We start from the raw sequence: 13667 nt of genomic DNA, 5'->3' as shown, positions 1-13667 counted from the left end.
AGCGAGGTATAAAACCTCACCTACAAATAAACATCAACCCCAACAACATACGCCAAACCTGTAGGTGCGAATTTATTGCGCGCTCGTGTAATTTAACTTTATAAAAAAGCGAGGTATAAAACCTCACCTACTAATAAACATCAAACCCAACAACATACGCTAAACCTGTAGGTGCGAATTTATTCCGCGCTCATGTAATTTAACTTTATAAAAAGCGAGGTATAAAACCTCACCTACAATAAACATCAAACCCAACAACATACGCTAAACCTGTAGGTGCGAATTTATTTCGCGCTCGTGTAATTTAACTTTATAAAAAAGAGAGGTATAAAACCTCACTTACAATAAACATCAAACCCAACAATATACGCCAAACCTGTAGGTGCGAATTTATTTCGCGCTCGTGTAATTTAACTTTATAAATAAGCGAGGTATAAAACCTCACCTACAAATAAAAACACCGCGTTTAAATTAAACGCGGTGTTTTTATTTGCTTGCTGTAGCTTTCATTTGAAAGCCAACGGCTGTGCTTTACAGATTAAGTGTAAACGTAACACCTGCTACACGAGGCTCACCTAATTGTGTGTAGGTATGCGTTGCGTAACCATCTTGTGGGTCATTACCAAACTCAAAACCACGTGTAGGGACTGTTTCGTCAAACACGTTACGAGCCCATGCGCGAACTGCCCACATGTCTGCTTCGTAGCCAAAGCTTAAGTTAACTAAGTTGCTGCTTGGTGCCTGTGAGTTATGACTATCTGAGAAGTAGTAGTCGTCCTTACCTTCAACACCAATCATACCGTAAAGCTCACTTGTAAAGTTATAGCGAGCAGTAAACGCATACTGGTATTTAGGTGACTGTGCTTGCTCACGACCGTCTTGGTTTAAGCCAGACTGCGTTACAAAGTCATCTATTTCAGTGTTTAAGTAACCAGCACTACCCGTTAAAAATAGATTATCAGTTAGTTGGTAACTACCTTCAACTTCTAATCCGTAGTTGCTACCAGAACTTGCGTTATCAACATAACCGGTAAATTGCTGACCTTCTACTTGCCATGCTTTTAACTGAATATCGTCGCGGTGCATGTAAAATGCAGCTAAGCGAAGCGTAAATTTGTCATCAAGCGATGAGCCTTTAACACCAAATTCGCCACTCCATAAATATTCAGGGTCGAAACTGGTGTGTTGCTGGAAAAAATCAGCGCTTAGGTTTAAGCCTTCATCTTTGGCTTTAGCAAGCGCTTCTGAGTTAATACCGCCAGCTTTGTAGCCACGCGTAATGCTGGTGTAGATCATAGTGCGATCAATCACTTGATATTCAAGTGCTATTTTACCGCCAACCATTACATCGTCAGTATCTTGTATAAAGCCATTGCTATCGGTGTAGTCGCCTTGGTATTGCTCTACACGTAAACCTGTAATTAATGTTGTTTTAGGGCCAATTGGAGTCGCTACTTGACCATATACTGCAACGTTACTCGTTTCGTAAGTTGAAGAAAACGGGCTTGCTAACCATGTGTATTGGCGCTCTAAATCAACGTCACGGTTTTGGTAATAAATACCCGCAACCCAGTTACCCGTTTTAGAATTAAACTGTAAATCTACAGACTGATCGTCGCGATCACGGCTGTAAAGATCCGTTGAGCTGTATCCATCAGGATGTAAGCCCGCAGCACATAACTTTGGCTCACTTGTATCGTTACATACCCAGTCTTCGTCAAAGCTGTAAAGTAATTCGGTATCAATAGCTGATAAATTTAGATTTATATCGAATGCGTCAAAACCGGTGTAGGTATTAGCGAGACCAATTGCGTAGCTTTCTTGATTATCTTGGCCTGGTTCATCGGCAACACTATTGCGGCTGTTATCAAGCGTAAACGCATCATAGCCGTTGTTTATATCAATATAGTGAAGGTTTAGCTCAGTATTTAAATGCTTTGTAAGCTGACTGTTTATTTTAAAGCGGGCTACTTGTTCGTCTTGATTTTGTGTTTCGTCATTTAAGTACAAGTTATCTACGTAACCGTCTGACTTTCTGCGAAAGTAGCTAACGCGTGCGCTAGTGTCATCTGTTAAACCAGTGCTTGCTGCAATACCTGCTTCACGTGTGTTGTATGTGCCAGCACCTACTTGTAATTTTAAACTTGGATCGCTTGTGGCTTTAGCTGAACCCATTTGGATCATACCGGCCATACCGTCTGCGCCAAAGCGTGTACCTTGTGGGCCACGGTAAATTTCTACTTGGTCTATATCAAATAATAATGAGCTGCCACCAAGGCCAGAATAGTTAATACCATCAATAACTAAGCCTACAGATGGATTAATAGGGTCTACAAATTGTGAGCGAAGTCCCACGCCACGAATTTGGATGTAACGACCACGCGACGCACCAGATGCAAAATTTACATTGGCGGCACTGCCTAACATTTCGTCTAAGTAACTTGCACCACGTTGATTAATTTCATCTTCGCTGAATAAGCTCGCACTCGCGCTTAAAGTTTGAATGCTTTCGCGCTGAAAATCGCCTGTTACAACAATTCTTTCTAGGTCGCTATCATCAGCGTTAGCTGCAATTGGTGCACCAAGCAGCGGTAAAAGTGCGGCAGTAATTAAAGACAAACGTAAGTTCATTGGGTTACTTAACTCCATTTTAGGGACTCGTATGGTAGCAATTATTTAAACACATGTGCTATAAACGCGGCAATTATACGTTAAATAATCAGGATTACTAATATGACCTTTAAAGTTGACTTCAAAGTACGTGATTACGAATGTGACTTACAAGGTATCGTAAATAACAGTGTTTATTTTAATTATTTAGAGCATGCTCGCCATGAATTTTTGTACGCACACGGTATTGATTTTGCTCAATTAGCGAAAGATAAAATTAACCTAGTCGTGATGCGCAGCGAAATGGACTATAAACATTCACTATTACCAGGTGATGAATTTTATGTGGCTGTGGAGCCGCAGCGTATTAGTCGTTTAAAATTTGCGTTTAAGCAAACGGTCATACGTAAAAGGGATGAAAAAGTAATGCTCAATGCACTGGTTATAGGAACGTCTGTTAATGAAAAAGGTAGACCGTTTTTACCAGAGCAAATAGATAACGTATTTAAAACTACAACTTAGTGCTTAATCGCATAACTTTTAAACTATCATAGAACAAAAATTTACATTTAAAACATGCATTTTTAACGGATAAAGGGCATAAATATTGTTACAATTACATTAATTAGACAATTAGTTAGTAGTAGCATGAAATTAGCAGCAATACCGATGCTTATAGTCGGTTTATGTGTTGGTTGCGCATCAACAGGGACGGTTACCAGTGAGCAGCTTAAATACACCCAATGGCAATTATCACGTGTTGATGGTTTAGCAATTCCACCTTCGTTTAATGCATCAATGAGCTTTATTGAAGCGCTGCAAGTAAACGGTTTTGCTGGCTGTAACAAATTTTTTGGTGAGGGCTCGCTTGAAGAAAGTAACCTTACCGTAAGTAAATTAGGAATGACGCGCAAGTCGTGCGGCGAAGACCTTGATGAGTTTGAGCAGCAGTTATTACAAGCCTTAAAGCAAGGTGCAGAACTTAAAATGCAAGACCAGCAATTAGTCATGCAAGGCGAGCAAACATTTGTGTTTATCCCTAAATAATTTTAAGTTTTTGAAAAACAGCCCCTTGCGGGCAATTTTTAACTGACGTACACTCAGCGCAGATTTGATGGATAACACCTTCAAATTAACGAACAGAATTTATATATCAATACTTGTCGGAGTGCCAAAGCTAAGTAATTAGTTTTTGGCTGAGATCGCGAAAGCGGGATCCGTGAACCTGATCAGGTTAATACCTGCGTAGGGAACAAGCTGCCTAAAATAGGACGCTTGTGCGTCTTTTTTTATGCGCACAATAAAGTGATTTTGTTTATTTTAGGCTGCAAAGTAGCATGTACGCTACTTTACGATCTTTCTCTATTCCTCGGAATATCTGACAAGACAACCCTTAAGCAATGAGGCAAGTCATGTCAAATACTACAAATAAAGCGTCACGCCGAGAAACTCGTGCTGCCGCGTCTGAATATATTTATAACTTAACGGGTCAACCGTTTCCAAATTCTCATAAAGTATACGTTGAAGGCACTCAACCTGGTGTGCGCGTTGGTATGCGTGAAATCACATTAAGTGATACGTTTATTGGCGGTACAGATGAAAACCCTGTTTATGAGTCAAACGATCCGCTACGTGTTTACGATACGTCGGGCCCGTATACCGATCCTAATTTTGAACTAGACGTGCGCAAAGGCTTACCAAAATTTCGTGAACAATGGATTGAAAGCCGTGGCGACACCGAGGTTTTAGAATCAGTGACGTCGCAATTTTCGCAGCAACGTATGGCAGATGAAGGGCTGGATCATATTCGCTTTGATCACCTTCCAAAAATTCGCCGTGGTGTCGCTGGTAAAAACGTAACGCAAATGCACTACGCACGCCAAGGGATTATTACTCCTGAAATGGAATACGTAGCCGTTCGCGAAAATATGGGACGTGCAGAAATTCGTAAAGAATTATTAGCAGCGCAGCATAAAGGCGAGTCGTTTGGCGCGAGTATTCCTGAATTTATTACCCCAGAATTTGTACGCGATGAAATAGCCCGTGGTCGCGCTATTTTACCAAATAATATAAACCATCCAGAAACAGAACCTATGATTGTAGGCCGTAACTTTTTAGTAAAAGTTAACGCCAACATTGGTAACTCATCAGTAAGCTCATCTATTGAAGAAGAAGTAGAAAAAATGGTGTGGTCTACCCGCTGGGGCGCAGACACCGTGATGGACTTATCAACGGGTCGTTACATTCACGAAACGCGCGAATGGGTTGTACGTAACTCGCCTGTACCTATTGGCACAGTACCGATTTATCAAGCACTTGAAAAAGTAAATGGTGTGGCTGAGGATTTAACGTGGGAAATTTTCCGCGATACGCTTATTGAACAAGCCGAGCAGGGTGTTGATTACTTTACTATTCATGCCGGTGTACTGCTTCGTTACGTACCAATGACGGCTAAACGTGTAACCGGTATTGTGTCGCGCGGTGGCTCAATTATGGCTAAGTGGTGTTTAGCGCATCATAAAGAAAACTTTTTATACACGCACTTTGAAGACATTTGCGAAATTTTAAAACAATACGATGTGTGTTTTTCACTCGGTGATGGACTTCGCCCTGGTTCAATTGCTGATGCCAACGATGAAGCGCAGTTTAGTGAGCTGCGCACATTAGGTGAACTGACTAAAATTGCGTGGAAGCACGACGTACAAGTATTTATTGAAGGTCCGGGACATGTGCCAATGCACATGATTAAAGCCAATATGGACGAGCAATTAAAACATTGTGACGAAGCGCCATTTTATACTTTAGGCCCGTTAACGACCGATATTGCACCAGGGTATGACCATATTACTTCTGGTATTGGGGCGGCTCAAATAGCATGGTACGGCTGTGCAATGCTTTGCTATGTAACACCTAAAGAGCATTTAGGTCTGCCAAATAAAGAAGATGTTAAAGAAGGCTTAATTACCTACAAAATAGCTGCACATGCCGCCGATTTAGCAAAAGGGCATCCTGGCGCGCAAGAGCGCGATAACGCCTTATCAAAAGCACGCTTTGAGTTTAGATGGCATGACCAATTTAATATTGGTTTAGATCCAGACCGAGCTCGCGAGTATCACGACGAAACCCTGCCGCAAGAATCAGGCAAAGTGGCTCACTTTTGCTCTATGTGTGGTCCTAAATTTTGCTCTATGAAAATTAGCCAAGAAGTACGCGATTACGCTAAAGATTTAGAAACACGTGGTATTGATCCTAATAACGCTGGCGACGCTATTGAAATAAAAATGGTTGATGTAGAAGCCGAAATGAAAGCTAAGTCAGCTGAGTTTAAGCAAACAGGCTCAGAGATTTACCACAAAGCGGTATAGCAAGAATTTAGATGCAGATGTAGGTGAGGTTTTATACCTCGCTTCTTTAAATATTGGAGAAGTGCGAGTGAATTTGCACCTACTAATAACTGCTTTGGAGGTTTTATGTTTTATAACATTGCTGTGGTGGGTTTTGGTTTAGCAGGGCGCTTAGCTGCCCTTGAGTTAAGTAAGTTGCATCATGTAACGGTGTTTGAAGCAGACGATGAGCAAACCCCAAATAGCGCAGGTAAAGTGGCTGCAGCAATGCTGGCACCGCTGGCTGAGTCGGTGTTATGCGAGGCTGATTTAGCTTTAATGGGGCTTGATTCAATGAAGCACTGGCCCAGCATTATTGCAGAACTTGAAAGTGAGGTTTTTTTTCAGCAGCAAGGCACTTTGGTCATTGCGCACCAGCAGGACAAAGGCGATTTACAAAGCTTTGCACAGCGTATAAAACCGCTAGCTGATCACACTGCCGAGCATATAAATGCTCAACAAATTACAATGCTTGAACCTGAACTTGCAGGGCGTTTTAACCAAGGTCTATTTTTACCCTGCGAGGGGCAAATAGATAACCAAGCATTTTATAAAGCCAGCTTTGCACAGCTCAACAAACGCAAAGTAAAGTTTGTATTTAATCAGCGCGTAACCATTGGCGACAACAAAATAAACAATCGACCCTTCGATTACATTATTGATTGCCGTGGGCTTGGTGCTAAAAATACTCAAGATGATAAACCGCTTAGAGGTGTGCGCGGCGAAGTAGCAAGGTTATACGCACCAGAGGTAAGTTTAATCAGGCCTGTGCGTTTAATGCACCCGCGTTATCCAATTTATATAGCGCCTAAACCTAACAGTGAATATGTAATTGGTGCGACTGAAATAGAGTCACAAGACAATGGTGCCGCAACCGTACGCTCAACTCTTGAATTACTTTCAGCGGCTTATACCGTACACAGCGGGTTTGCCGAAGCACGACTACTTAGTATTCAAACCGGATTACGCCCTGCATTTAGCGATAACCGCCCAGAAGTATCACAAGTTGGTAATGTAATTAGCATTAACGGTTTGTATCGACATGGTTATATGTTGGCGCCGGCATTAGTGGCGCAAGCAGTTTCACGAATAGAGTGAGAGTAGAATGAATATTACAATTAATGGCGAGCTACTTAATGTTAATAGTAAAGCACTCGTTGAGGTACTTCAAAGTTTTGGTGCAGTCGCGCCTTTTGCTGTGGCTGTTAATGGCGAATTTATTCCACAAAGTCGGCACAGTAACTATGTACTTAATGAAGGCGACAGTGTTGAGTTGCTGTCACCCATTCAAGGCGGATAAAGCTTATGCAAACTAAAGACTGTTTAACTATTTATGGAGAGCAAATAAAGAGTCGTTTATTAATAGGCTCTGCACTTTATCCGTCGCCCGACATTATGACCCAATCGATAGTCGCCTCTGGCGCTGAAATTGTAACCGTGTCGCTTAGGCGCCAACAAAGTGCAGCGGCAGGTGATGATTTTTGGCAGTTAATAAAAAATACCGGTTTAAAAATACTCCCTAATACTGCAGGGTGCCACAGTGTTAAAGAAGCGATAACGCTTGCAAAAATGTGCCGAGAGGTATTTGCCACCGACTGGATTAAGCTAGAGCTGATTGGCGATGATTACAATTTACAGCCTGACCCTTTTGCGCTACTTGAAGCCACAAAAATATTAATTAATGATGGCTTTAAAGTATTGCCTTATTGCACCGATGACTTAGTACTTTGCCAGCGCTTAAATGAGCTAGGGTGTGAGGTGCTTATGCCGTGGGGGGCGCCAATAGGCACCGGTAAAGGCTTGTTAAATAGCTATAATTTAAAAACTATTCGAGAGCGCTTACCCGATACCACATTAATAGTAGATGCCGGTTTAGGTTTGCCATCGCATGCCTGCCAAGCACTCGAAATGGGGTATGATGCGGTATTATTAAATTCAGCCATTGCAGGGGCGGGTTGCCCAATTACTATGAGCCGCGCATTTAAAGCCGCAGTTGAAGCAGGGCGCTTTGCATATCAAGCAAAAGCAATGCCTGAAAAAGACGTTGCAGCCCCATCAACCCCAACAATGGGTATGCCATTTTGGCATCAGCAGTAAGGAAAGAATATGAATAACGTAGTATGGACAATTGCCGGTTCTGATTCTGGCGGCGGTGCAGGTATTCAAGCAGATATAAAAGCAATGCAAAGTTTTGGTGTACATGGCTGCACGGCAATTACGGCGCTTACTGCACAAAATAGTTTAGGCGTAGAGGCTATTAATGCAGTGTCTACCGATATTATTGAATCGCAGTTACTAGCGCTTGAAAAAGATATGAAAGCCAAAGTGATAAAAATTGGCATGTTAGCCAATGTGCAGCAAATTCAGTTGATCAGCGAACATATAAGTCATTATAAAACTAAGTGGCCTGTGCCTCCCGTTATTGTATATGACCCTGTCGCTATTGCCTCAAGCGGTGACTTACTAACAGAAGAAGATACCGTCAGCGCAATAAAAGAGTGCTTACTGCCGCTGGTGGATGTAATAACTCCAAATACACACGAAACACAGTTATTAACCGGTGTGTATTTAATTGGTCCAGCTGCAATAAAAGAAGCGGCTAATAAGCTATTAAGCTGGGGCGCAAAAGCCGTTGTTATTAAAGGCGGACATTGGGATTACCCAAGTGGCTACTGCATTGATTATTGTATTGATAGTAATACGCAAAGTGGTGAAGAATATTGGTTAGGCAATCAAAAAATACAAACACCGCATAACCACGGCACCGGGTGTAGCATGGCTTCGGTAATTGCTGCGTGTTTAGCTAAAGACTACCCATTAAAAGATGCCTTTATTTTAGCTAAGGCATATATAAACCAAGGGCTAAAGCAGTCGGTACGCTACGGTGAGGGGATTGGGCCGGTTGCTCATACATCGTTCCCCACTAATTTAGCTGACTACCCACAAGTAATTGAGCCCGGTAGCTGGCTGGGCGATGAACTAGATTTTGATGTGCCGCTTGATTTTAATATGGCTGCTGATTTTGCACCTTGTGAAAGTAAATCGCTGGGCTTATATGCGGTTGTTGATAGCACCGATTGGTTAGAAAAATGCTTACAACAAGGCATTAAAACAGCGCAGTTACGCGTTAAAAATAAAACGCAAGACGAGCTGGATGAGCTCATTAAGCTAGCTGTTGAGCTGGGCAAGCAATACAATGCACAGGTATTTATAAACGATTACTGGCAGCTAGCTATTAAGCATGGTGCGTATGGTGTGCATTTAGGGCAAGAGGATTTAGACATTGCTAGTTTAGCCGCTATTAAAGACGCTGGGCTAAGGCTTGGGCTTTCTACTCATGGCTTTTATGAAATGCTGCGTGCGCATAATTATCGCCCTAGTTACATGGCATTTGGTGCTATTTACCCAACCACAACAAAAGACATGACAGGGCAAATACAAGGTCTTGAAAAGCTGATTAAATTTGTACCGCTTATGCAAAGCTATCCAACAGTGGCAATAGGCGGTATTGACTTAAGCCGTGCTGAGCAGGTAGCGAAAACCGGCGTAGGCAGTGTTGCCGTAGTGCGTGCGATTACCGAGGCTGATAATTACGTAGAGGCTATAAGTGCTCTGCAAGTAGCCATAAGCAGTGCAAATTAATACTAACAAGGCTGGTAAACGTGAATGAGCTAAGCGAAAAAGAAACCCTTCGTTATAGCCGCCATTTGTTGCTTGAAGAAGTTGGGCTTGAAGGGCAGTTAGCACTTAAATCCTCAACGGTTGCAGTAGTGGGGGCTGGTGGTTTAGGTAGCCCAGCACTTTTGTATTTAGCTGCGGCGGGCATTGGAACGCTTATTTTAATTGACGATGACGAAGTTGAACTTTCAAATTTACAGCGCCAAGTGCTTTATAAAATAAACCACTTAGGGCAAAACAAGGTCGCTGCGGCGGGTAAAGTATTAGCGAGTCTTAATAATCAAATAGAAATAGTAACGCATTGCCAAAAGTTAGATGAGAATAATGCAGCTAACATGCTAAAAGGTGCCGACATCGTACTTGATTGCTCTGATAACTTTAGTACTCGCTATAGTATTAATCGTTATTGTATTGCTAATAAAACACCGTTAATTTCTGGTGCTGCATTGGTAACTAAAGGTCAGTTAATGGGCTTTGATTTTAGGCAAAGTGATAGCCCGTGCTATGGCTGTGTTTTTCCACAAAGCGAAGCTACACCGGTTATAAATTGCAGTAACGCAGGAGTAATTAGCCCGCTACTTGGTGTAATAGGCTCTATGCAGGCGCAACTTACGCTCAACTTATTAATGGGGCATGCAGAGGGATGTGTATTTATAACGTTTGATGCGCTTACTTTAAAGCAGCAGCACTTTAAAGTGATTAAAGATTCAGAGTGTAAAGAGTGTGGTAAATAGGTTTTTGAGGGGCTTGTGCCTGTTATTACATGTGGCGTTAAAGAATTAAAAGCTGCGCTTTTCGCGTGAGCAAGCTTCACGCCTACAGTACATCAAAATTCTTACACCAAACTTGTAGATGCACAGCTTGCTGGCGTGACGAGCAAAGCTCGTAATTTCTATGCCAGATGTCTTCTCATTTACATCTCTTTTGCTTCTCTTAGTGCAATAAGATTTTAAGTGATTTATTCACAAAGAGGTTTAGAGGGCGCTGCGCTTTAGAGAAGCCAATAAGTAAGTAAAGTATCAGTTATAAATATTAAAAGCGGCGCTTTACGCGTAAGCAGGCTTTACGCCTACAAAAATAAAAAAACCGCGTTTAAATAAACGCGGTTTTTTTATTTCTAATTAACGATTTATTTTAATCGTTAATTTTTGCAAACGCAGTACCTAAGCGAGTAACCACTTCTGGTAGTTGGTCATCCAGTATTTCAGCTTTATCAGCACCCCATGCTAGTACCACAGTAGAGCCTAATTTAAAGCGACCCATTTCTTCACCCTTTTTAAGCGTGATAGCGTTATCGCCAGTGGTTGGGTATTTCCAACTAAATACATCGCTACCTGCTGGTGGCGTGACAGTGCCTGCCCAAATAGTTTCGATACTTGCCACTATTGTTGCACCAACAAGTACCATAGCAAGCGGACCAATTTCAGTTTCAAAAATTGCGACTACGCGTTCGTTACGTGCAAATAAGTTAGGCACGTTTTGCGCTGTAAGTGGGTTTACTGAAAATAAATCACCTGGCACGTAAATCATTTTGCTTAGTGTGCCATCAATTGGCATATGAATACGGTGGTAATCTTTAGGCGCTAAATAAATAGTGGCAAACTTACCGCCTAAAAATGGTGTTGTATCATCTTGTGAGCCGCCTAGTAGCGCTTGTAAGCTGTAATCGTGGCCTTTAGCTTGTATTAGCTGTCCGTCAACAATATCGCCTAGCTGGCTGATTGCGCCATCCACTGGATGAATGATGATATTGCTATCTTCTACCATTGGGCGCATGCCGTCTTTTAAAGGGCGAGTAAAAAATTCATTAAAGCTTTTATAATGAGCCGGATCTGGGTATTGGGCTTCGCTCATATCTACTTTATATTGCTTAATAAATAGTTTAATTAAAGTCGTTGTTAAAGCACCCGCTTTTGCAGCAGCTAATTTGCCGACTACGCGTGAAATAAAATGTTTTGGCATTGCGTACTGCATTGCGATTTTAAATTTGTCTAAACTCACAGTATTTTTCCTAAATTATACGCGAGGCGCACGGGCGCCTGCACGGCCATCGGCCATTGTTTCTAAAATTCGGTGGTAGCTGTCAAAGCGCAATTGAGAAATTCTTCCATCGGCTACTGCTTCTTTAACGATGCAACCCGGATCGTTTAAATGTTTACAGTCTCTAAAGCGGCACCCGCCTATAAATTCTCTAAACTCTTTAAAGCACCACGTTACACGCTCAACATCTAAATGCCATAAACCAAACTCACGAATACCTGGCGAGTCGATTAGGTTACCGCCACTTGGTAAATGGTGAAGTCGCGAAACAGTTGTTGTGTGCTGGCCTAAGCCGCTGTTTTCAGATACTTCTTTAGTTAATATTTCAGCGTTAGGCAATACAGTATTAACGAGGGTTGATTTCCCCACACCACTTTGGCCAACAAAAATATTATTTTTATCAACAAGTACTTCTTTTAATTTATCAATACCATCGCCTGATATATTACTAACAAGGAGTACTTGGTAATCAAGTTTACGATAGATATCGAGAACTTTTTGTATTTCGTTAAGGCCTGCTTCGTCAATTAAATCGGTTTTATTGAGCACTAAAATTGGCTCAATGCCCATATCTTCACAGGCTATTAAATAACGGTCGATAATACTGGGTGTAAACTCGGGTAATACAGCCGATACCATGAGTATTTGGTCAATGTTGGCTGCAATAACTTTAACACCGTCGTAAAAGTCAGGGCGGGTAAGTTGCGAGCGACGCTCTTGCGTGGCTTCAATTACACCGGCTAAATCACCCTCACTTACTTTGGCACGGCGAAATAATACTTCATCACCACATACTAAATTAGACACAGTACGGCGTATATTACAGCGAAGTACATCGCCATTTTGTGTTTCGACATCGGCGTGTTGGCCAAAACGACTGATCACAATTGCGCTCTCGACCTGACCTAAGTTATCGGTTTGCCATTCTTGCGCCCCTTTTTTAGCCGGTCTTGAGTCTGCGCTATTAATGCGCTTTTGGTGATTGGCCTTGATCTGACGCGATTGGCCTTTACTTAATTTTTTTTGTTTTGCCACTGGAGGCCTATAACCTTAGTTAAATGTCGCTTTTCCTAAAAAAAGCTTTAGCTCGACGGTTGATGCTAATATGATATATCGAAATGCGTTGGATCTAAAGGAAAGCACCGCTTAGGTAATTATGACTATTAATAAATCAAATTTAATTTGGCTCGATCTTGAAATGACAGGGCTCGAACCAGAGACCGATAAAATACTCGAAATTGCGACGGTTGTCACTGACGCAGACCTGAATATATTAGCCGAAGGGCCAACTATAGCTATTCATCAAAGTGATGAATTACTAAATGGCATGGACGAGTGGTGTACTACTCAACATGGTAAGTCGGGTTTAACAGCTCGCTGCAAAGCAAGTACCTTTGATGAAGCCTATGCTGTAGAGCAAACTTTAGCGTTTTTAAAGCAGTGGGTACCAGCAGGCACTTCGCCAATGTGTGGTAATTCAATTGGTCAAGACCGCCGCTTTATGAATAAATATATGCGCGAGCTTGAAGACTTCTTTCATTACAGAAATCTTGATGTGAGTACTATTAAAGAATTAGCACGTCGCTGGAAACCAGAAGTGCTTGCAAAAGTGAACAAAAAAGGCTCACACCTTGCTTTGGATGACATTAAAGATTCGATTATGGAATTAAAAGTCTATAGAGAAAATTTCTTTAATTTGTAAAAAACACTTGCAAACAGACTGTATTATTGTAGAATCCTGCCCCGCTCAAGACGATAACCCACGCGGGGTTAGTGTGTTTGAGTGATTGAATTACCATCAATAAATGCGGTACTAGCTCAGTTGCTAGAATGTTGAACGCGACCTGTCGCGCTTAAGCGTAAAATAACTGAAGAAATAAAAAATGCGGTACTAGCTCAGTTGGTAGAGCGCGACCTTGCCAAGGTCGAGGTCACGAGTTCGAGCCTCGTGTACCG

At 41.9% G+C, this 13667-nt stretch carries 12 protein-coding genes, 1 tRNA gene and 1 riboswitch; of the genes, 10 read left to right on the top strand and 3 right to left on the bottom strand.

The annotated features are described in order from the left end of the window. Positions 1-531: 531 nt before the first annotated feature. Positions 532-2649 carry a TonB-dependent receptor gene (locus tag AAEY68_RS20155; protein WP_350586753.1) on the bottom strand — a complete coding sequence of 706 codons (2118 nt, stop codon included), beginning with the start codon at positions 2647-2649 and terminating at the stop codon, positions 532-534. Positions 2650-2733: 84 nt separating this feature from the next. Here AAEY68_RS20155 and AAEY68_RS20150 point away from each other — a divergent pair, with 84 nt between their 5' ends. From AAEY68_RS20150 to AAEY68_RS20115, 8 genes are all read left to right on the top strand, one after another. After that, complete coding sequence (locus tag AAEY68_RS20150) at positions 2734-3132, top strand: acyl-CoA thioesterase (RefSeq protein ID WP_024592343.1); 399 nt, start codon at positions 2734-2736, stop codon at positions 3130-3132. A gap of 126 nt (positions 3133-3258) precedes the next feature. Beyond that, positions 3259-3657, top strand: coding sequence for an META domain-containing protein (locus AAEY68_RS20145; protein WP_010555269.1), 399 nt, complete (start codon positions 3259-3261; stop codon positions 3655-3657). Positions 3658-3764: 107 nt separating this feature from the next. Then, positions 3765-3879, top strand: a riboswitch (TPP riboswitch). Positions 3880-4022: 143 nt separating this feature from the next. Beyond that, positions 4023-5975, top strand: a complete 1953-nt coding sequence (thiC, locus tag AAEY68_RS20140; RefSeq protein WP_165740921.1) for a phosphomethylpyrimidine synthase ThiC — start codon at positions 4023-4025, stop codon at positions 5973-5975. A gap of 105 nt (positions 5976-6080) precedes the next feature. Further along, entirely contained in the window at positions 6081-7091 is a 1011-nt protein-coding gene (locus AAEY68_RS20135; RefSeq protein WP_024592344.1) for an FAD-dependent oxidoreductase, read from the top strand. 7 nt (positions 7092-7098) lie between these two features. Next, complete coding sequence (gene thiS, locus AAEY68_RS20130) at positions 7099-7293, top strand: sulfur carrier protein ThiS (RefSeq protein ID WP_002960781.1); 195 nt, start codon at positions 7099-7101, stop codon at positions 7291-7293. 5 nt (positions 7294-7298) lie between these two features. Beyond that, positions 7299-8090, top strand: coding sequence for a thiazole synthase (locus AAEY68_RS20125; protein ID WP_024592345.1), 792 nt, complete (start codon positions 7299-7301; stop codon positions 8088-8090). 9 nt (positions 8091-8099) lie between these two features. Then, entirely contained in the window at positions 8100-9635 is a 1536-nt protein-coding gene (gene thiE / locus AAEY68_RS20120; RefSeq protein WP_024592346.1) for a thiamine phosphate synthase, read from the top strand. 20 nt (positions 9636-9655) lie between these two features. After that, a complete protein-coding gene (locus AAEY68_RS20115; protein WP_165729218.1) occupies positions 9656-10405 on the top strand; it encodes a HesA/MoeB/ThiF family protein in 750 nt (249 codons plus the stop codon). A gap of 400 nt (positions 10406-10805) precedes the next feature. Here AAEY68_RS20115 and asd read toward each other — a convergent pair whose 3' ends face one another. Both asd and rsgA read right to left on the bottom strand, forming a co-directional pair. Further along, entirely contained in the window at positions 10806-11672 is an 867-nt protein-coding gene (gene asd / locus AAEY68_RS20110; RefSeq protein WP_004336058.1) for an archaetidylserine decarboxylase, read from the bottom strand. 15 nt (positions 11673-11687) lie between these two features. Beyond that, positions 11688-12746 (bottom strand): small ribosomal subunit biogenesis GTPase RsgA, encoded by a 1059-nt coding sequence (gene rsgA, locus AAEY68_RS20105; RefSeq protein WP_165729216.1) that lies wholly within the window; start codon positions 12744-12746, stop codon positions 11688-11690. Between the two features lie 121 nt (positions 12747-12867). On the opposite strand from rsgA, the gene orn reads away from it, so the two are divergent. Continuing rightward, on the top strand, positions 12868-13413 hold the full coding sequence (orn, locus tag AAEY68_RS20100) for an oligoribonuclease (protein ID WP_007585019.1): 546 nt from the start codon (positions 12868-12870) through the stop codon (positions 13411-13413). A gap of 185 nt (positions 13414-13598) precedes the next feature. Then, a tRNA-Gly gene (locus tag AAEY68_RS20095) sits at positions 13599-13667 on the top strand.

This window comes from Pseudoalteromonas sp. RB2-MNA-CIBAN-0110 (genome assembly GCF_040309305.1).
In the GTDB taxonomy this organism is placed as follows: Bacteria; Pseudomonadota; Gammaproteobacteria; order Enterobacterales; family Alteromonadaceae; genus Pseudoalteromonas; species Pseudoalteromonas arctica.
The sequence above is the reverse complement of the archived record's forward strand: the minus strand, read 5'-3'. Positions and strand labels throughout refer to the sequence as shown.

Excerpts from the sequence above, each read along its gene's own strand:
- AAEY68_RS20125 (WP_024592345.1), top strand. The coding sequence starts at position 7,299 with ATGCAAACTAAAGACTGTTTAACTATTTATGGAGAGCAAATAAAGAGT.
- thiC (WP_165740921.1), top strand. The coding sequence starts at position 4,023 with ATGTCAAATACTACAAATAAAGCGTCACGCCGAGAAACTCGTGCTGCC.
- thiE (WP_024592346.1), top strand. The coding sequence starts at position 8,100 with ATGAATAACGTAGTATGGACAATTGCCGGTTCTGATTCTGGCGGCGGT.
- thiS (WP_002960781.1), top strand. The coding sequence starts at position 7,099 with ATGAATATTACAATTAATGGCGAGCTACTTAATGTTAATAGTAAAGCA.
- AAEY68_RS20155 (WP_350586753.1), bottom strand. The coding sequence starts at position 2,649 with ATGGAGTTAAGTAACCCAATGAACTTACGTTTGTCTTTAATTACTGCC.
- AAEY68_RS20145 (WP_010555269.1), top strand. The coding sequence starts at position 3,259 with ATGAAATTAGCAGCAATACCGATGCTTATAGTCGGTTTATGTGTTGGT.
- AAEY68_RS20150 (WP_024592343.1), top strand. The coding sequence starts at position 2,734 with ATGACCTTTAAAGTTGACTTCAAAGTACGTGATTACGAATGTGACTTA.
- orn (WP_007585019.1), top strand. The coding sequence starts at position 12,868 with ATGACTATTAATAAATCAAATTTAATTTGGCTCGATCTTGAAATGACA.
- AAEY68_RS20135 (WP_024592344.1), top strand. The coding sequence starts at position 6,081 with ATGTTTTATAACATTGCTGTGGTGGGTTTTGGTTTAGCAGGGCGCTTA.